16 protein-coding genes and 1 riboswitch are annotated in these 17,206 nt (G+C 69.4%); of the genes, 6 read left to right on the plus strand and 10 right to left on the minus strand.

Annotation, left to right across the window (positions count from 1 at the left end; genetic code table 11):
• Positions 1-12 precede the first annotated feature (12 nt).
• The 6 genes from ACQY8B_RS12625 to ACQY8B_RS12650 are packed head-to-tail and all read right to left on the minus strand — an operon-like array spanning position 13 to position 6,582.
• A complete protein-coding gene (locus ACQY8B_RS12625) occupies positions 13-789 on the minus strand; it encodes an ABC transporter ATP-binding protein (protein ID WP_422087011.1) in 777 nt (258 codons plus the stop codon).
• Positions 786-1,811 (minus strand): FecCD family ABC transporter permease, encoded by a 1,026-nt coding sequence (locus tag ACQY8B_RS12630; RefSeq protein ID WP_422089192.1) that lies wholly within the window; start codon positions 1,809-1,811, stop codon positions 786-788. Before ACQY8B_RS12630 ends, ACQY8B_RS12625 begins: the two co-directional genes overlap by 4 nt.
• Positions 1,808-2,683: an ABC transporter substrate-binding protein gene (locus tag ACQY8B_RS12635; protein ID WP_422087012.1), complete on the minus strand. Its 876-nt coding sequence runs from the start codon at positions 2,681-2,683 to the stop codon at positions 1,808-1,810. The genes ACQY8B_RS12630 and ACQY8B_RS12635 overlap by 4 nt, the downstream gene beginning before the upstream one ends.
• Complete coding sequence (locus ACQY8B_RS12640; RefSeq protein WP_422087013.1) at positions 2,680-3,279, minus strand: bifunctional adenosylcobinamide kinase/adenosylcobinamide-phosphate guanylyltransferase; 600 nt, start codon at positions 3,277-3,279, stop codon at positions 2,680-2,682. The genes ACQY8B_RS12635 and ACQY8B_RS12640 overlap by 4 nt, the downstream gene beginning before the upstream one ends.
• Positions 3,263-4,681, minus strand: coding sequence for a cobyrinate a,c-diamide synthase (locus ACQY8B_RS12645; protein WP_422087014.1), 1,419 nt, complete (start codon positions 4,679-4,681; stop codon positions 3,263-3,265). Before ACQY8B_RS12645 ends, ACQY8B_RS12640 begins: the two co-directional genes overlap by 17 nt.
• Positions 4,666-6,582: a TonB-dependent receptor domain-containing protein gene (locus ACQY8B_RS12650; RefSeq protein ID WP_422087015.1), complete on the minus strand. Its 1,917-nt coding sequence runs from the start codon at positions 6,580-6,582 to the stop codon at positions 4,666-4,668. The genes ACQY8B_RS12645 and ACQY8B_RS12650 overlap by 16 nt, the downstream gene beginning before the upstream one ends.
• A 93-nt stretch (positions 6,583-6,675) precedes the next feature.
• Positions 6,676-6,939, minus strand: a riboswitch (cobalamin riboswitch).
• A gap of 53 nt (positions 6,940-6,992) precedes the next feature.
• Here ACQY8B_RS12650 and ACQY8B_RS12655 point away from each other — a divergent pair.
• The 4 genes from ACQY8B_RS12655 (at position 6,993) to ACQY8B_RS12670 (ending at position 10,497) form a co-directional block, all read left to right on the plus strand.
• Positions 6,993-8,708 carry a ClcB-like voltage-gated chloride channel protein gene (locus tag ACQY8B_RS12655; protein WP_422089044.1) on the plus strand — a complete coding sequence of 572 codons (1,716 nt, stop codon included), beginning with the start codon at positions 6,993-6,995 and terminating at the stop codon, positions 8,706-8,708.
• 98 nt (positions 8,709-8,806) lie between these two features.
• Entirely contained in the window at positions 8,807-9,031 is a 225-nt protein-coding gene (locus tag ACQY8B_RS12660; protein WP_081270851.1) for a DUF904 domain-containing protein, read from the plus strand.
• Positions 9,028-9,372: a cell division protein ZapA gene (locus ACQY8B_RS12665; protein WP_422087016.1), complete on the plus strand. Its 345-nt coding sequence runs from the start codon at positions 9,028-9,030 to the stop codon at positions 9,370-9,372. Before ACQY8B_RS12660 ends, ACQY8B_RS12665 begins: the two co-directional genes overlap by 4 nt.
• A 303-nt stretch (positions 9,373-9,675) precedes the next feature.
• Positions 9,676-10,497 carry a sulfite exporter TauE/SafE family protein gene (locus ACQY8B_RS12670; protein ID WP_422089045.1) on the plus strand — a complete coding sequence of 274 codons (822 nt, stop codon included), beginning with the start codon at positions 9,676-9,678 and terminating at the stop codon, positions 10,495-10,497.
• 33 nt (positions 10,498-10,530) lie between these two features.
• On the opposite strand, the gene ACQY8B_RS12675 is transcribed toward ACQY8B_RS12670, so the two are convergent.
• Positions 10,531-11,493: a helix-turn-helix domain-containing protein gene (locus tag ACQY8B_RS12675; protein ID WP_422087017.1), complete on the minus strand. Its 963-nt coding sequence runs from the start codon at positions 11,491-11,493 to the stop codon at positions 10,531-10,533.
• A 199-nt stretch (positions 11,494-11,692) separates the two neighbouring features.
• Between ACQY8B_RS12675 and ACQY8B_RS12680 the strand changes: the two genes are divergently transcribed.
• The gene (locus ACQY8B_RS12680) at positions 11,693-12,697 is read left to right on the plus strand and encodes a carbon-nitrogen hydrolase family protein (protein ID WP_422087018.1); all 1,005 of its coding nucleotides are present in this window, start codon (positions 11,693-11,695) and stop codon (positions 12,695-12,697) included.
• 18 nt (positions 12,698-12,715) lie between these two features.
• Complete coding sequence (locus ACQY8B_RS12685) at positions 12,716-13,780, plus strand: phenylacetaldoxime dehydratase family protein (protein WP_422087019.1); 1,065 nt, start codon at positions 12,716-12,718, stop codon at positions 13,778-13,780.
• 6 nt (positions 13,781-13,786) lie between these two features.
• Here ACQY8B_RS12685 and ACQY8B_RS12690 read toward each other — a convergent pair whose 3' ends face one another.
• From ACQY8B_RS12690 to ACQY8B_RS12700, 3 genes are read right to left on the minus strand one after another with little or no spacing between them, the layout of a single operon-like run.
• Entirely contained in the window at positions 13,787-15,325 is a 1,539-nt protein-coding gene (locus tag ACQY8B_RS12690) for a malonate--CoA ligase (RefSeq protein WP_422087020.1), read from the minus strand.
• A gap of 12 nt (positions 15,326-15,337) precedes the next feature.
• Positions 15,338-16,138, minus strand: a complete 801-nt coding sequence (locus ACQY8B_RS12695; RefSeq protein ID WP_422087021.1) for an enoyl-CoA hydratase/isomerase family protein — start codon at positions 16,136-16,138, stop codon at positions 15,338-15,340.
• Positions 16,135-17,121 (minus strand): Bug family tripartite tricarboxylate transporter substrate binding protein, encoded by a 987-nt coding sequence (locus tag ACQY8B_RS12700; protein ID WP_422087022.1) that lies wholly within the window; start codon positions 17,119-17,121, stop codon positions 16,135-16,137. The genes ACQY8B_RS12695 and ACQY8B_RS12700 overlap by 4 nt, the downstream gene beginning before the upstream one ends.
• Positions 17,122-17,206 lie beyond the last annotated feature (85 nt).

The raw sequence follows: 17,206 nt of genomic DNA on the forward strand, positions 1-17,206 counted from the left end.
TTCGTATGTTGGTTACTGCGGCAGCGCGATCCACTGGTTGGCGACGCGGTGCACGCGGATGCGGTGGTCGAACACCTGCTCCAGCGCTGCATGGGTGGCCGGGTCGCCGCAGGTGCCGTGGTGCACCACGCGGCCGTGGTTCATCACGACCAGCTCGTCGGCGGCCAGTGCCATCGGCAGCTCGTGCAGCACGCTGACCACGGTCTTGCCCCCGGTGACGAGGGCTCGCACGGTCTGCATCCAGTCGGCCTGGTGCGGCGGGTCGAGGTTGGCGAGCGGCTCGTCCATCAGCAGCAGCTCGGCCTCGACCGCCAGCGCACGCGCCAGCAGCACGCGCTGGCGCTCGCCGCCGGAAAGCTGGCCCAGCGGGCGGTCGCGCCAGTCCCAGGCCTGGGTGGTGCGCAGCGCGCGTTCCACCGCGTCACGGTCGGCCGCGCCGGGCGCTGCCAGCCAGCGCTGGTGCGGCAGCCGGCCGAGCATGGCGATGTCGTACACCATCAGGTCGTCGGCGCTGCCCTCGCCCGTGCCGCTCTGGCCGAGCCAAGACAAGCGCTGCGCTCGCACGCGCGCCGGAATCTTCGCTTGCGGCTCGCCGAACAGCCGCACCTCGCCGCGATGCGCGAGCAGCCCCGCCAGCGCCTTGAGCAAGGTCGACTTGCCCGCGCCGTTCGGCCCGACGATGCTGGTCCAGCGGCCGGACGCGAGCGCCAGGTCGATGCCGTGCAGCACCTCGGTGGCGCCGAGGGTGGCGCTCAGGCGGCGCGCTTCGAGCGCGGGTGCGTTGTTCATGCCACGCCCCCGCGGGCGCCGCGCCGGTGCATCAGCCAGAGCAGGTAGCTGCCGCCCAGCACCGCCGTGAGCACGCCCACCGGCAGTTCCTGCGGCGCGATGAGCCAGCGCGCCAGCAGGTCTGCCGACATCAGCAGCAAGCCGCCCATCAGCGCCGACAGCACGATCAGCCGCGCATGCGTGGTCTTGACCACCGAGCGCACCAGGTGCGGCGCCGCCAGGCCGACGAATGCGATCAGCCCGGTCTGCGCCACTGCCGCGCCGGTGGCCAGCGCAAGCACCACCACAAGCGCCGCGCGCATCGCGCCCAGCGGCAGTCCCAGGCTGCGCGCCGTGGCCTCGCCGAGCGCCAGCCCGTCGAGCACCGGCGCCAGCGCCCAGCCGAGCAGCAGGCACACCGCGCCGACCATCGCCATGACCGCGCAGGCGCTCCAGCCGACCAGCCCGGTGCTGCCGAGGATGAAGCCCTGGATGGCCTGAAGGATGTCGGCCGAGGCGATGGTGATGAGGTCTTTGGCGGCGCCGAGCACCACGCCGACGATCACGCCCGCGAGCAACAGCCGCAGCGTCTGCTGCACGCCGCGCGCGAGCAGCAGCGTGAGCATCACCGCCACCACCGCGCCAATGAAGGCCGCGCCGGTGAGCCCGAGCCGCATCACCCATTGCGTGCTCGCGGCCGATCCGCCGAACATCAGCAGCGCCAGCGCCACGCCCAGCGAGGCGCCCGAGGCGCTGCCCAGCAGGTACGGATCGGCCAGCGGATTGCGGAACAGCCCCTGCGCCACCGCGCCCGCCAGCCCGAGCAAGGCGCCGGCCAGCCAGGCGCCGAGGGTGCGCGGCAGGCGGATGTCCCACACGATCTGCAGCGCCACAGGGTCGTGCCGCGCCGACAGCAGGCTCTCGAAGCCGGTGCTGCCGATGCCCAGGCCCAGCAGCATCGCCCCGGCGCCGAGCACCAGCAGGCCGAAGCCCAGCAGCAGAACCCGCCGCAGGTGTGCCGTGTGCCTGACCGCCGCGTTCACCGACGGCCGCCCTTGTCGATCAGGCACTGCGCCATCAGGCGCGCGGCCTCGTCCATGCGCGGGCCGGGCCGCACCAGCACGTCGGACTGCTCCGCGCTGAAGCGGCAGATGCGCCCTTCGCGCACCGCGCGGATGCCCGCCCAGCCGGGCCGTTGCTCCAGCCCCTGCGCGCTGCGCACGCTCACCATGATGAGGTCGGGATTGGCGCGCACCACGTATTCGGGGTTGAGCTTGGGAAACGGGCCCAGCGAGGCCGGAACGATGTTCCTTGCGCCGAGCCGGGTGAGCGTTTCGCCGATGAACGACGACTCGCCCGCCGCGTAGGGCGCGCTGTTCACTTCGAAGTACACGCGCAGGCCCTTCGCGCTCGCGGGCAGCGACTGCGCGGCGGCCGACACGCTGGCGTCGATCACGCGCCAGACCCTGGGCGCCTCGTGCGTGCCCAGCACCTGGTCGAGCTTGTCGAGCACGCGCCGCACGTCGGCATGGCTCTTGGGCTCGAGCACCAGCACCTTCACGCCGAGCGCCTCGAGCCGCTGGGTGACGCGCGACGACTTGGCGAGCAGCACCGCATCGGGCTTGAGCGCGACGATGGCCTCGACGTTCGGGTCGAGACCGCCGCCGACCTGCGGCAGCGCCTTCACCTGCTCGGGCGAATTGGAATAACGGTCGATGCCCACCAGCCTGTCGCAAGCGCCGAGCGCGCAAACCGATTCGGTGAGTGAAGGCAGCAGCGTGACGATGCGCCGCGGCGGCTCGCGCAGGCTCACGGTCACGCCGCGCTCGTCGACCACGTCCAGGGCGTGCGCCGCCAGTGCGAACAGGGCCAGGCCAATCGCAGCCAGCGGAATGCGGATCTTCTTCATGCTCATGCGGCGGGGGCTTTCAGGCTCAGCGGCAGGCCGGCCGCCATGAGCGTCACACGGTGGCAGGCGGCGGCCACGTCCTGGTTCAGGCGGCCCAGCGCATCGACAAAAGCGCGCGTCTCGCGGCCCAGCGGAATCACGCCGAGGCCGATCTCGTTGCCCACCAGCACCACCGGGCCGCGCGCCTCGCGCAGCGCGACCATCAGCATGCCCATGTGCGTGGCCGGCGTGCGCGTGGCGGGACGGGCGTCTTCAACAGGCATCGGCATCAGCAGGTTGGTGAGCCAGAGCGTGAGGCAGTCGACGACCACCAGCGTCCCGGGCGTGCTCTGCGTGACGATGGCGCGCGCGAGCTCGACCGGTTCCTCGATGGTGCGCATGCCGGGCACGCGCTCGGCGCGGTCGGCCTGGTGGCGCACGATGCGCTCCTGCATCTCGTCGTCGTAGGCCTGCGCGGTGGCGATCATCACGGCGCGATGGGTGCGTGGGCCGGCGGCGAGCCAATCGGCGGCACGCTGCTCGGCGCGGCGCGACTTGCCGCTCTTCTGGCCGCCGAGGATGAACTCGTGCTCGACAGTCGCCGGCTTACTCATGGGGGGCATGGCTTTGCAACTCGATGGGCATGGCGCCGAAAAGGCGCGCGGTGGCTTCCGGGCTGGAAGCGAACCACGCATGGAAATAACTGGCGCGCACCGGGCCGTGCACGTAGAGCGCCTCGCCGCCCTGCGCGCCCACGGCCTGGGTCGTGCCCGGCCGGGCGGTGCGCGCGACGGGCGCGAGCGGTGTCTCGCAGCGCGAATAGTGGAAGGTGTGGCCGCGCAAGGCGTGGCTGCCGAGCTGCAGCTGCTGCGGGCCGAGGCCGGCCAGCCGCTTCTGCATGGTCACCCGGCCGGGCAGCAGGCCCCACAGACGATGCACGTTGCCTGTGCCCTCGTCTTCATGCGTGGCCAGCTCTTCGAAAAGCACCATCATGCCGCCGCACTCGGCCCACACAGGCTTGCCGGCCGCCACGTGGGCCGCCAGCGCGGCGCGCATCGGCTCGCAGCGCGACAGCGCCTCTGCGTGCAGCTCCGGGTAACCGCCGGGCAGCCAGACCGCATCGCAAGGAGGCAAGGCGTCGCCCGCGAGCGGCGAGAAGAAGGAAAGGCGCGCCCCCAGCGCGGTGAGCACGTCGAGGTTCGCCGGGTAGATGAAGGAGAAGGCCGCATCGCGCGCAATGGCGATGGTGCGGCCGGCCAGCAGCGGCTGCATGGGCGCGGCAGGCGGCGCGGCATCGAAGCGCACCTGCGGCAGTTGCGCGATGTCCATCTGCCCCAGCGGCGTGCCGGCCAGCACGTCGGCGACGGCGTCGAGGCGCGCCATCGCGTCGCCCAGTTCGTCCGCGACCACCAGCCCCAGGTGCCGTTCGGGCAGCGTGAAGCCCGCGTCGCGCGGCAAGGCGCCGAGCCATTGAGACGGCTCGCGCAGCGCGTCTTTCAGCATGCCTGCATGGCGCTCGCTGCCCACGCGGTTGGCCAGCACGCCGGCCCACGGTAGCCCGGGACGGAAGTTCTGCAGGCCATAGGCCAGCGCGCCGAAGGTGCCGGCCATGGCATGCGCGTCGATCACGGCCAGCACCGGCAGGCCGAAGCGCACGGCCAGGTCGGCCGCGCTGGGCGTGCCGTCGAACAGGCCCATCACGCCTTCGACAATCAGCAGGTCGCAGTCGGCCGCCGCCGCGCGCAGGCGCTCGCGGCAGTCGGCTTCGCCGGTCATCCACAGATCGAGTGAATGCACCGGCGCGCCGGTGGCCAGCGCGAGCCAGAGCGGGTCGAGGAAATCGGGCCCGCACTTGAAGGCCTGCACCCGCCGGCCCTGCCGCGTGTGCAGCCGCGCGAGCGCGGCCGCGGCCGTGGTCTTGCCCTGCCCCGAGGCCGGCGCGGCCACCAGCACCGCGGCGCAGGCGGCCGCCGCGGCACCGGCGGTGTCGCTTCTTCGCGAGGGGTTGCTTATTGCGGCGTCCACTTGAGACCGACGTACGCGGTGCGGCCGGCGGTGGCGTACAGGCGTGCGTACTGGTAGTCCTTGTTGCCCACATTGTCGACCCGCGCGATCAGGTTCAGGTCGCGCGTGATCTGCTTGCTGGCCGACAGGTTCAGCACGGTGTAGCCGCCGAGCTTGACGCTGTTGGCGGCGTCGTCGTAGCGGCGGCTCGAGGTCTGCACCTCGGCACCCAGCGTCCAGCCGGCGACGCGCCAGTCGGCACCGAAGGTGGCGTGGCGCTGCGCGCGGCGAGCCAGCAGGTTGTGCGTGCCGAGGTCGCGCGGATCCTGGAAGTCGAGCGAGGTGCGCAGGGTGACGTCGCCGATGCGGTGGCCGCCCGACAGCGTGACGCCCTGGTAGCGCGCGCGCGCGGTGCTGGTGTAGCAGCCGAAGGACGAAGCGCAGCCCTTGGCGGTGCCGTCGAAGCTGATCAGGTTGCGCACCTGGTTGTTGTAGACCACGATGCCGGCGTGCGAGGCGCCTTCGGTGTACTGCAGGCCCAGTTCGACGTTGCGGCTGGATTCGGGCTTGAGCGACGCCAGGCCGTACTCGCTGAAGCGCTGGTACAGCGTGGGCACGCGGAAGGCGGTGCCGGCCGAGGCCGTGAAGCGCAGCGACGGCGTGATGGCATAGCCGTAGGCGGCGCTGCCGGTGGTCTTGCCGCCGAATTCGCTGTCGCGGTCGTGGCGCACATGCAGCTGCAGCGAGTGCGGGCCCTGCACGAAGCCGTAGCCCAGCGACAGCGCGTCCTGCGCGCGGTCGCGCGACAGAAGCTTCGAGCTGGTGGTGGGCGCGTTGTCGAGTGCGTCCTCGCGGCGTTCCAGGGTGGCCGTCACCAGGTGCGGGCCGAAGCGGAATTCGTTCTGGAACAGGTAGCCGCGCAGGTGGGTTTCGGTGCGGTAGAACGAAGGCTGCGTCTTGTAGACCGACTGCGAATCGGTGATCTGCACGCGGGTGCTGTAGACGTCGTTCCACTTGGCCGACCAGGTGAGGCCGGCGGTGCGCAGCGTGTTGCTGGAGATGTCGTTGGCGAACAGGAACGGCAGCTTGGTCCTGTACGACACGGTGGCGTCGTAGCCGGCCTTGATGTCGCTCGCGAGCAGCGTGGCGTCGATGCGCTGGTCGGGCGTGAGCTGGAAGCCCAGCTTCACGTTGCCCGAGGTGCTGTTGTAGCCGTCGCGGTCGGGGCTGGTGAAGCCGTCCTTGACCACGTTGCGCTTGTCGACCGGCTGCACGTTGTAGCCCTTGCTCTCTTCATGTTCGACACCGAAGGAGTAGTCGAACAGGCCCGACTTCCCGCTCACGCCGCCTTCGATCTTGCGCAGGCCGTAGCTGCCGAAGCCGATGCCCGCGTAGGGCGAGATGCCCTCTTCGCCGCGCTTGGTGAAGAGCTGGATCACGCCGCCGATGGCGTCCGAGCCGTACACCGCGGCAGCCGGGCCGCGCAGCACTTCGATGCGGTCGATCTGCGACAGCGGAATGCCTTCCCAGCCAGCGCCGCCGGTCGATTGCGAGTCGATGCGCACGCCGTCGAGGTAGACGGCCGTGAAGCGCGTTTCCGCGCCGCGGATGTACAGATTGGTGGTGTTGCCGATGCCGCCATTGCGCGAGATCTCGATGCCGGGCAGGCGCGCCAGCACGTCGGCCACGCCGGTGGCGCCGCTGCGCTCGATGGTCTGGCGGTCGATGATCGACACGTCGCCCACCAGGTCAGACAGCGCCTGCGGCGTGCGGTTGGCCGTGACCACCGTCTCGCCGAGGGTGGGCGCCTGTTGCGCATGGGCCGGGCCGCCGAAGGCGGATGCCAGCGCCAGCGGCAGGCAGGCGAAGCGGAGACGGCGCGCGGGAGCGCGGCCACGGAAAACGGAAGCGTGGGAAATCATGAAATGTGCCGAACGAACGTCAATGCCCCGTGCCGGCTTCCCCGCCGGCACCTGGGCGCAATGGCTGCCTCGCGCACTGAATATCTCGTGCATGCGGCAGCCGCCTTGTTGGCCGGTATCCGGGCTGGCAGAACGCCCCTCGCCGCCTTCCCAGGCACCTGTTTCAGGGTGCCCAGTGGCTGTGTGGATAGGGGTGACGCCTTGCGGCGTCGTCTGCTTGACCGTTGCGGGGGCAGCGCAGGCGGCTTGGGCCGGGCCCGGTACGCGCTCGACGGCGTTCGGGGGACCTTCACTCCTGCTTCCCGTTGAACCGCGGCGCGTGAACCACGCCGCAGGCACCAACGGGCGGGATTTTAGGCCCTGGCGGACACGATTTAAGCCGAAAGTTGCGCACCGCTAACATCGCAGTGATGCGCCCGGCCTCGGTTTTCCTGAATATTCGTTCCGCGCTGCGGCGGCTTTTCGGCGTTTCGGGCTGGCAGTCGATGCTGCTCTGGTCCATTGCCGCGGGCCTGCTCGGCACGCTGGCGACCGAACTGTTCCGCGCGGCGCTCTACGGCTTCGAGCACCTGGTGCTGGGCCCCGGCGAAGGGCTGGTGGCCATGGCCAGGCACCTGCCGTGGTGGGCGCGCGTGGCCTGCCCCACGCTCGGCGGGCTGGTGGCGGGCCTGCTGCTGGTGCTGGCCAAGCGCGTGGCGGTGCGCAGCGCCACCTCCGACTACATGGAAGCGATCGTGCTCGGCGACGGGCGCATCCCGGTCGCGCAGACGCTGGTGCGCAGCGCGTCGTCGCTCGTGAGCATCGGCACCGGCGGCTCGATCGGGCGCGAAGGCTCGATGGTGCAACTCGCGGCGCTGGCCGCCTCGCAACTGGGACGGCTGCTGCGCTTTCCGGCGGAACGGCTGCGGCTGCTGGTGGCCTGCGGTGCCGCCGCCGGCCTCACGGCTGCCTACAACGCGCCCATCGCAGGCGCCTTCTTCGTCGCCGAGATCGTGCTGGGTTCGATCGCGATGGAGAGCGTGGGGCCGATCATCATCGCGTCGGTGGTGGCGAACGTCGCGATGCGCGCGCTGCCAGGCTATCAGCCGCCCTACAAGATGCCGGCGTTCCCGGAGATCCACGGCGCAGAGGTGGTGCTGTTCTGCGTGCTCGGCGTGCTGCTGGGCTTTGCGTCGGTCGGCTTCCTGCGTGCGCTGCAGGGCAGCCGCGCGCTGTTCGCGAAGCTGCCGCTCGCGCTGCCGTGGCGGCTGGCGCTGGGCGGGCTGCTGATGGGCGTCATCTCGGTGCCGATGCCCGAGGTCTGGGGCAACGGCTACAGCGTGGTCAACGCGGTGCTGCACACGCCGTGGCCCTGGACGCTGATCGCGATGGTGCTGGTCGCCAAGGCGGCCGCGACCATGGCCACCGCGGGCTCGGGCGCGGTGGGCGGTGTGTTCACGCCCGCGCTGTTCTTCGGCTGCATGATCGGCGCGCTGTTCGGGCTGGCGGTGCAGGCACTGTGGCCGGCTTCCAGCTCGGCGCCTTTTGCCTATGCCATCGTCGGCATGGGCGCCTTCCTGGCAGGCGCGACGCAGGCGCCGCTGATGGCGATATTGATGATCTTCGAGATGACGCTGAGCTACCAGGTCATGCTGCCGCTGATGGCGGCGAGCGTCATCGCCTACTTCGTCGCGCGCTCGGCCAATGCCGGCTCCATGTACGAGATCACGCTGCGCCGCAACGAGCAGCGCGACGAGCAACTGCGCCTGCGCGGGCTGCACGTGCGCGACCTGGTGCAGCCGGCCGAGACCGTGGTCGGCCCCGACGCGGACCGCGAGGCGATGAGCAAGCTCTTCCTGCAGCATCCGGTGAAGTACCTGTACGTGGTCGATGCCCGGGGACGCTACCTGGGCGTGGTGCCGCTGGCCGCGCTCGGCGCCGCGCCGGCCGAGACAACGGCCGCAAGCCTGCTCTCCCAGGAGATACTGCCGATCACCGCCGACACCGGCCTGGGCGAAGCGCTGCAACGCTTCCTGGAGCACCGTGGCGAGCGCCTGCCGGTGATCGAGAGCGCGGCCAACCCGGTGCTGCTGGGCGTGGCTGCAAAGAGCGCGCTGCTCGCCACCTATGTGCGGCTGAGCGAGTAGTTTGAAACACCGGGGGAAGGCCGCAGAATCCATGCCTCGACGCACCCTCGCCCAAGCACGGCGAAGGGCCCCTCCCAGGGAAACTACAATCGCCAACCATGCCCGCATCCAGCCCCATCGACCAGATCGCCGAGCGTGTCGAACGCCTGCTCGTGCGTCACGAAGAGGTGCAGCGCACCAATGAGTTGCTGCAGGAACAGGTCGATGCGCTCACGCGCGAACGCGACGCACTGAAGTCGCGGCTCGCCGCGGCCCGCACGCGCCTCGACGCGCTGCTCGAACGGCTGCCGGCTGAACCACCTCCCCAAGACCCCTCCGCATGAAGCAGATTGAAGTACAGATCATGGGCCAGAGCTATCTGCTCGGCTGTCCCGATGGCGGCGAAGCGCAGTTGCGCGAAGCCGTCGAACGCGTGGACGCGGCCATGTGCAAGATCCGCGATGCAGGAAAAGTCAAGGCCCGCGACCGCATCGCGGTGCTGGCCTCGCTGAACCTGGCCTTCGACCTGGCCGCCCAGCAGGCCACGGCCGCCGCCGCGCCCGTGGCAGTACCTCCCGCCGAGGCAGCAGGCACTGCCGCCGATACGGCGGAAACCGACCCGAAGGCCGCGCAGCTCATTCAGAGACTCGATCAAGCCCTTGCCGGCGATGGACATTTGCTCTGAATGAATTCGTCGGACACAGGCAGGGAGGCGTAAAATCCGAACTGTCTGCAGACGTGTCGGGCTTAATATTTCCTTGTTCCAATGCTCTCCGGAGCCGGGCTTGGTACATCGCTAGACGGGCGTGATCATCTCGCGTCAGATGAACCCGAAGTCTTGCTGCCCTCGCCCACCTGAACCCTGGTTCAGGATGCGGGTCCGGCACATCATCTGCAGACACCTTTTCCCGCCGCGGCCCCCTGCACCAGTTGCACGGGGCCGCTGCTTTTTGCAGAAGCACTTTCCCTTCCCCGCGCCACCGTGAACATCACCGCCCTGCTCGACCCCCTGCTCATCGCCGAACTCGCGGCACTCGGCCTCGGTACCGGCTTTCTCGCGGGCCTGCTGGGCATCGGCGGCGGCATGATGATGGTGCCGTTCATCACGATCATCATGGGCCACCGCGGCGTGCCGGCCGACCTGGCGGTGAAGATGGCCATCGCGACCTCGATGGCCACCATCATCTTCACCTCGGTGTCGAGCGTGCGCGCTCACCACAAGCGCGGCGCGGTGCGCTGGGACATCGTGAAGCGGCTCGCGCCCGGCATCGTCATCGGCAGCCTCGCGGGCAGCCTGGGCGTGTTCGCGCTGCTCAAGGGCACGGCGCTCGCCATCGTCTTCGCGCTGTTCGTGGGCTTCTCTGCCACGCAGATGTTCCTCGACAAAAAACCCAAGCCGACGCGGCAGATGCCGGGCACGGGCGGCCAACTGGCGGCGGGCGGCGCCATCGGCTTCATCTCGGGCCTGGTGGGCGCGGGCGGCGGTTTCATCAGCGTGCCGTTCATGACGTGGTGCAACATCGCCATCCACAACGCCGTGGCCACTAGCGCGGCGCTGGGCTTTCCGATTGCGGTAGCCAATGTCGCGGGCTACGTGGTCAGCGGCCAATCCGTCGAGGGCCTGCCGGCCGGCTCCTTCGGCTACATCTGGCTGCCCGCGCTCGCGGTGATCGCCGCATGCAGCGTGCTCACCGCACCGCTGGGCGCCAAGGCCGCGCACAGCCTGCCGGTGAAGAAGCTCAAGCGCGTGTTCGCGAGCATCCTGTACCTGCTGGCGGCGTACATGCTCTGGAAGGGGCTGCGCGGCTGAAGACAATGAGCTGCCGGTAGGGCAGCTCCGGCCCTACTGCTGCACCCGCTGCCGCCACTCGCGCGGCGAGCACCCGAAGCGCTCCCTGAAGGCACGGCTGAAATGCGCCGCGTCGTTGAAGCCCCGACCGTAGGCGATCTCCCCCACCGGACGCCCCGCCAGGCGCGGCTCCAGCAGGTCGCGGCTGCACGCCTCCAGCCTGCGCTCCCAGATGTACTGCGACGGCGTGAGCGGCTCGCTCTTGAACACGCGGTGGATGTGGCTCACCGACACCCCCAGTTCCGCCGCCAGCGTGCCGACCGACAGCATCGGGTCGGCCAGCTGCTCGTCGATGCGCCGCTTCACACGCGCCAGGTGGTACGCCGTGAGGTTGCTGAGAGCCGGCGCGCGCGCCGCAGGCAGCGTCTGCAGGCCCGCCACCAGGATGTTCTGCACGCCGTGGGCCACGGCCAGCGCCGATGCGGGCTGCAGCGTGTCGATGTCTTCGCGCAGCGTGCGGATCATGCCCAGCAGCAGATGCCCCGCCCCTTCGCGGCCCGACACGGTGGTGGCCGTCAGCGCCTCGGTGTCGCGCAATTCGCTGCGCAGGCGGTCGCCGGGCAGCTTGAGCACGATCTGCTCGAAGGCCTGCTCGAACAACAACTCGTAAGGCCGCGTGCTGTCGTACAGCGCGAAGTCGCCGGCCGACAGCACCGCATCGCGCCCGTCCTGGCGCACCACGCCCTGGCCGCGCGCCTGGATGCTCACAAGGAAGTAGTCATCGCTCGAATGCGCGATGTGCCCCGGCGTGCGCATCACCCTCTGCGGCCCTGAGGTGACGACCGACATGTCGAGGCTGGGCAGCGTGTGCTGGCGGATGCTGCCTTCGAAGTTGCCGGTGTCGTCGTCCTTCACGGCGTCGCACTCGAGCTGCACGTACACGTTGCAGATCATGTCGGTCCAGTAGGCGAGCCGCTGGTCGCGCGAGACGGCGTCGGTGCTGAGCAGCTGGGTCATCGGAATTCCTCGAAGGGCCTGCAGGAGGCCGGAAACAGGGCATGCAACGCTGGAACAAGAACGCCGCCAATCCGGGTCAAGGCGTTCCGGCGGCGCGAATCTACGCTTCAAGCAACCCGCATGCCACAGCGCAAACCCGGTGCGCCACCCACGCGGTCCGTTACGTCCCTTGCTCTTTCATTGCACCTGGAGATCCACCATGCCGACCACCGTCCACCCCAAGCTGCGCGTCGCCGCCGTGCAGGCCGCGCCCGTGTTCCTCGACCTCGACGCCACCATCGACAAGACCATCGACCTGATGGCGCAGGCCGCCAGGCAGGGCGTGCAGCTCATCGCCTTTCCCGAGACATGGATCCCCGGCTACCCGTGGTGGATATGGCTCGACTCGCCGGCATGGGGCATGCAGTTCGTGCAGCGCTATCACGACAACTCGCTGGTCATCGGCTCCGCCGAGTTCGAGCGACTGAACGCCGCGGCGCGCAAGCACAAGATATGGCTGTCCTTCGGCTTCAGCGAGAAGGCGGCGGGCAGCCTCTACATTGCGCAGGCGCTGATCGACGACCAGGGCAATACCGTGCAGACGCGCCGCAAGCTCAAGCCCACGCACGTGGAGCGCACCGTGTTCGGCGAAGGCGACGGCGCCGACCTGCACGTGGTGGAAACGCCCATCGGCAACATCGGCTCGCTGTGCTGCTGGGAGCATCTGCAGCCGCTCAGCAAATACGCCATGTATGCGCAGAACGAGCAGATCCACTGCGCCGCCTGGCCCAGCTTCTCGCTGTACCGCGGCGCGGCCTACGCGCTGGGCCAGGAAGTCAACAACGCCGCGAGCCAGGTGTATGCGGTCGAGGGCGGCTGCTTCGTGATCGCGCCCTGCGCCACCGTGTCGAAGGCCATGAGCGAGCTCATGTGCACCGACGCCGGCAAGCAGCAGATGCTGGGCGTTGGCGGCGGCCATGCGCGCATCTACGCGCCCGACGGCTCACCCCTGGGCACGCCGCTGGCGGAAGACGAAGAAGGCCTGGTCGTCGCCGACATCGACCTCGGCATGATCTCGCTCGCCAAGGCCGCGGCCGACCCCAGCGGCCACTACTCTCGCCCCGACGTCACGCAGTTGCTGCTGAACAAGACGCGCCGCGAGCCCATGGTGGTGCAGCTCACACCCGAGCCCGAGAGCAGCGCGACCGAGCCGGTCGTGGCCTGACACCGAAGGAGCCGAGCCATGGAATCCGCCATCGCCGAACACCTGAAGTGCCCCCGCACGCGCCACCGCCGCGTGGAAGACGACTACGCCCCGCCCTACCCCGTGTGGTCGGCCCGCGCGCCCGTGTCGACCACGCAGGTGGTCATGGGCTACTTCGGTGTGCAGTCGCGCGGCGCGGACATGCAGGGCCGCGCCTGCGCCGCGCTGATGAAGATTGCGCGCGACTTCGCCCTGCCCGACGGGCCGGGCCACCACGACCTCACGCACTACGTCGATGCCGACGGCTTCGACAACATGATCGCCATCGCCTACTGGCGTGATCCCGATGCGTTCAGGCGCTGGTGCGCCACGCCCGCCGTCGACGCATGGTGGCGCTCGGACGAGCGGCTCACGGAAGGCCTCGGCTATTTCCGCGAGATCGCATCGCCGCGCGTGCAGCACTTCGAGACCATGTTCAACACGCCCGACCGCCTCGAGGGCGTGGGCGTGGTGATGGGCGAGGTCAGCGGCGAGCTGCAGGAGCACGGCTACTGGGGATCGATGCGCGACCGCATACCGCTTTCGCAGACCGACGCCATGCTGCCTTCGGGCACGCGCGCGGTGATCGCCGGCGCGCCGCCCCCGGGGCAGCGCGTGCGCATCGCGGGCCACGAGAACATCGCGATGATCCGCTCCGGCCAGGAGTGGACCGACACCACCGGCCAGGAACGCACCCTCTACCTGCAAGAGATGGAGCCCGTGCTGCGCGAAGGCATGGACTTCCTGCGCGACCAGGGCCTGGGCATCGGCTGCTACAGCAACCGCTACATGCACCACCTCGACACGCACGGCAAGCCGCTGCAGAAGTCGTTCGGCCTGAGCTACTGGCGCTCGCTGGCCGACATGGAGCGCTGGGCCGAGTCGCACCCGACGCACGTCGCGATCTTCGGCAGCTTCATGCGCTACGTGCAGGCGCTGAACTTCCAGCTGCAGCTGCGCGTGTACCACGAGGTGTCGGTGTTGAAGGCCGACGAGCAGAGCTACGAGTACATCAACTGCCACGCGCGCAGCGGGCTGATGAACGGGCTCGCGCCCGTCGAATGAACAGCCTCAGGCGCCGAACAGCGCCTTGTGCTCCGCGCGCAGCAGCGCCTTCTGCACCTTGCCCATGGTGTTGCGCGGCAACTCGGGCACCACGAAGCAGCGCTTGGGGATCTTGAAGTTCGCGAGCTTCGACTTGAGGTCGGCCACGATCGCCTCCGCGTCGAGCGAAGCGCCCGACTTGGCGATCACGATGGCCACGCCCACCTCGCCGAAGTCGGGGTGTGGCACGCCGACCACGGCGCTCTCTGCCACGCCGGCCATCTCGTTGATGTAGCCCTCGATCTCGGCCGGGTACACGTTGTAGCCGCCGCTGATGATCAGGTCCTTGCTGCGCCCGACGATGGTGATGTAGCCCAGGCCGTCGATCTTGCCCACGTCACCGGTCTTGAAGAAGCCGTCGGCGGTGAATTCTTCTTCGGTCTTCTCGGGCATGCGCCAGTAGCCCGAGAACACGTTGGGCCCGCTGACCTCGATGTTGCCGATCTCGTCGGTGGTGCAGTCGCGGCCGCTGTCGTCGCGCACGCGCAGTTGCACGCCCGGCAGCGCGAAGCCGACGGTGCCGCCACGCCGCTCGCCCTGCGCGGGGTTGTAGGGGTTGGAGGTGAGCATGGCGGTCTCGCTCATGCCGTAGCGCTCCAGGATGGTGTGGCCGGTGCGCTCGCGCCACTCGTCGAAGGTCTCGATCAGGAGCGGCGCAGAGCCGGCGATGAAAAGCCGCATGTTGCGCACCGCCTCGCGCGTGAGGCCCGGCTCGGCCAGCAGCCGCACGTACAGCGTAGGCACGCCCATGAACACCGTGGCTTCGGGCAGCTTCTGCACGACGCGCTTGGGGTCGAACTTGCCGAACCACAGCATCTTGCTGCCGTTGAGCAGCGCGCCGTGCAGCGCCACGAACAGGCCGTGCACATGGAAGATGGGCAGCGCGTGGATCAGCACGTCGCCTTCGGTCCAGCCCCAGTAGTCCTTCAGCACCTCGGCGTTCGACAGCAGGTTGCCGTGCGACAGCATGGCGCCCTTGCTGCGGCCGGTGGTGCCGCTGGTGTAGAGGATGGCGGCCATGTCGTCGGCCTTGCGCCGCGCCGGCGTGTGCCGGTCGCTGCATTGCGCGGCCACCTCCAGCAGCGTGCCGGTGCGGTCGTCGTCCAGCGTGAAGACGTGCTTCGTGCCCGCCGCGTTGGCGATGGGGCCGACCCACGGCGCATTGCGGCTGGTGCACACCACCACGGCCGGCTCGGCGTTGCCGATGAAGTATTCGATCTCGGCGCTCTGGTAGGCGGTGTTCAGCGGCAGGAACACGTAGCCGGCACGCAAGGTGGCGAGGTACAGCAGCATGGCCTCGACCGACTTCTCGACCTGCACCGCGATGCGCGCGCCCTTCTCGAGCTTCAGTGCATCGAGCAGGTTGGCGATCATGGCGCTGGCGCGGTCCAGGTCGCGCCACGAATAGAACAGGCCGTCGTCGGTCTCCACGGCAATGGCGTCGAGGTCGGCGGGAAAGGCCGCGCGCAAGGCGGCGAACAGGTTGGCGTTGGCAGGCTTCTTCATCGGGCAGGTACTTCAGAAATTCGGTTTGCGCTTGGCAAGGAAGGCGTTGATGCCTTCGCGGTGCTCGGCGGAGTCGGCATAGTCGTAGGCCGTGGCCAGCAGGCTGTGGGCCGAGGGCGCACCGGCACGCAGCGCGGAAAAGGTCTTCTTGTGCAGGCGCGCCGTCTGCGGCGCGAGCGCGGCGATGCGCATGGCGTGGTCGCGCGCGGCGGCGGCCACTTCGTTGTCGGGCAGCACGCTCAGCAGAAAGCCCGCGTCGTACAGCCGCCGGGCGCCGTGCACGCCGGCGGCCAGCAGCATGTCGCGCGCGAGCACGTCGCCGATGGCGCCATGCACCAGCGCGGCCTCGCGAGGCGCCATCGGAAAGCCGAGCTTCGCAATGGGCGCGCCGAACTTTGCTGAAGCGCCGGCCAGCCGGATATCGCAGCAGCTCGCGATCTCGATGCCCGCGCCCATGCAGGCGCCTTCGATCTGCGCGACCAGCGGCAGCGGGCAGTCGAGCATCGCCTGCAGAGCGGCCCACACCTCGTTCTCGTGGAATTCGCGCAGGCTGGGTTCTTCGAAGCGGAACGACGGGTACTCGGAAATGTCGCCGCCCGCGCAGAAGGCACCGCCCTCCCCGTGCACGACGACGCAGCGCAGGCTGCCGTCGCTTTCGTTGCTGTTGCGCAGGTCGTCGAACACGGCGCGCAGCGTGCGCCACATGGCACGCGTCATTGCATTGAGCCGCCCCGCGTTCGAGAGCATGACGAAAGCGATTGCGCCGTCCCGGCGCAACGAAACCTGGCTGCCCCGCTGCTCGCCTACGCTCATTCGATCTTCGCGCCCGAGGCCTTCACCACCGTCGCCCATCGCTTGATTTCGGAATTCACGAAGCTGCCGTAGGCGGCGCCGGTGATGGTCGGGATCTCCGAGCCGTTCTGGGCCCAGATGTTCTTGATGTCGTCGCTTGCGAGCACTTTCTTCATTTCATCGATGATCTGCGGCTGCACATCGGCCGGGGTGCGCCTGGGTGCCCACAGGCCGTACCAGGTGGTGACGGTGTAGTCGGGCAGGCCGACTTCGGCCGCACATGGTACGTCGGGGAATGCGGGGTTGCGCTTGCTGCCGGCCACCATCAGCGCCTTGATGCGGCCGCTCTTGATGTACTGAGCCGAGGAGCCGAGGCCGTCGAACATCAGGTCGACGTTGCCGGAAATCAGGTCGGCCAGCGCCGGGCCCGCGCCGCGGTACGGAATGTGGGTGATGAAGGTGCCGGTCTGCAGCTTGAACAGCTCGCCCGCCAGCTGGTGCGAAGTGCCCGCGCCGGCCGAGCCGTAGTTGAGCTGCCCGGGGCTGCGCTTGGCCAGCGCGATGAGCTCCTTGATGCTCGTGGCCTGCACCCGCTTCGGGTTGACCACCACCACCTGCGGCACGTTGGCCAGCAGCATCAGCGGGACGAAGTCTTTCTCGATGTCGTAGTCGAGCTTGGGATAGACGGAAGGCGCGATCGCATGATGGACCGCGCCCATGAAGAGCGAGTAGCCGTCCGCCGATGCCTTCGACGCGATGCTGGCTCCCAGCGTGCCGCCCGCGCCGCCGCGGTTGTCGATGATGAGCGACTGGTTCGTCAGCCGCGAGAACTGGCCCGACAGCGGCCGTGCGAACGCGTCGGTGCCACCGCCCGCCGGGAACGGCACGACCATCGTCACCGGCTTGCCCGGCCAGTTCTGCTGGGCGCGCGCCGCGCCGCAAAGCATGGCCGCGCCGGCGGCGGCCACGCGCAGGACGTCGCGGCGTTGGAAGTTGGGGTTCATTTGTCTCGTCTCCTGTCGTTGTGGATTTTGCCGCCCGATGCGGCTGCCGGCGTGTCTTGCGCCGGCGCTGGCACTTGCTTGCTTA

This window comes from Variovorax sp. (assembly GCF_965279555.1).
Classification (GTDB): Bacteria; Pseudomonadota; Gammaproteobacteria; order Burkholderiales; family Burkholderiaceae_C; genus Variovorax.

Coding starts and splice junctions, on each gene's coding strand:
- ACQY8B_RS12675 (WP_422087017.1), bottom strand. CDS start 11,493: ATGACCCAGCTGCTCAGCACCGACGCCGTCTCGCGCGACCAGCGGCTC.
- ACQY8B_RS12625 (WP_422087011.1), bottom strand. CDS start 789: ATGAACAACGCACCCGCGCTCGAAGCGCGCCGCCTGAGCGCCACCCTC.
- ACQY8B_RS12655 (WP_422089044.1), top strand. CDS start 6,993: ATGCGCCCGGCCTCGGTTTTCCTGAATATTCGTTCCGCGCTGCGGCGG.
- ACQY8B_RS12650 (WP_422087015.1), bottom strand. CDS start 6,582: ATGATTTCCCACGCTTCCGTTTTCCGTGGCCGCGCTCCCGCGCGCCGT.
- ACQY8B_RS12685 (WP_422087019.1), top strand. CDS start 12,716: ATGGAATCCGCCATCGCCGAACACCTGAAGTGCCCCCGCACGCGCCAC.
- ACQY8B_RS12690 (WP_422087020.1), bottom strand. CDS start 15,325: ATGAAGAAGCCTGCCAACGCCAACCTGTTCGCCGCCTTGCGCGCGGCC.
- ACQY8B_RS12640 (WP_422087013.1), bottom strand. CDS start 3,279: ATGCCCCCCATGAGTAAGCCGGCGACTGTCGAGCACGAGTTCATCCTC.
- ACQY8B_RS12635 (WP_422087012.1), bottom strand. CDS start 2,683: ATGAGCATGAAGAAGATCCGCATTCCGCTGGCTGCGATTGGCCTGGCC.
- ACQY8B_RS12700 (WP_422087022.1), bottom strand. CDS start 17,121: ATGAACCCCAACTTCCAACGCCGCGACGTCCTGCGCGTGGCCGCCGCC.
- ACQY8B_RS12660 (WP_081270851.1), top strand. CDS start 8,807: ATGCCCGCATCCAGCCCCATCGACCAGATCGCCGAGCGTGTCGAACGC.
- ACQY8B_RS12680 (WP_422087018.1), top strand. CDS start 11,693: ATGCCGACCACCGTCCACCCCAAGCTGCGCGTCGCCGCCGTGCAGGCC.
- ACQY8B_RS12665 (WP_422087016.1), top strand. CDS start 9,028: ATGAAGCAGATTGAAGTACAGATCATGGGCCAGAGCTATCTGCTCGGC.
- ACQY8B_RS12695 (WP_422087021.1), bottom strand. CDS start 16,138: ATGAGCGTAGGCGAGCAGCGGGGCAGCCAGGTTTCGTTGCGCCGGGAC.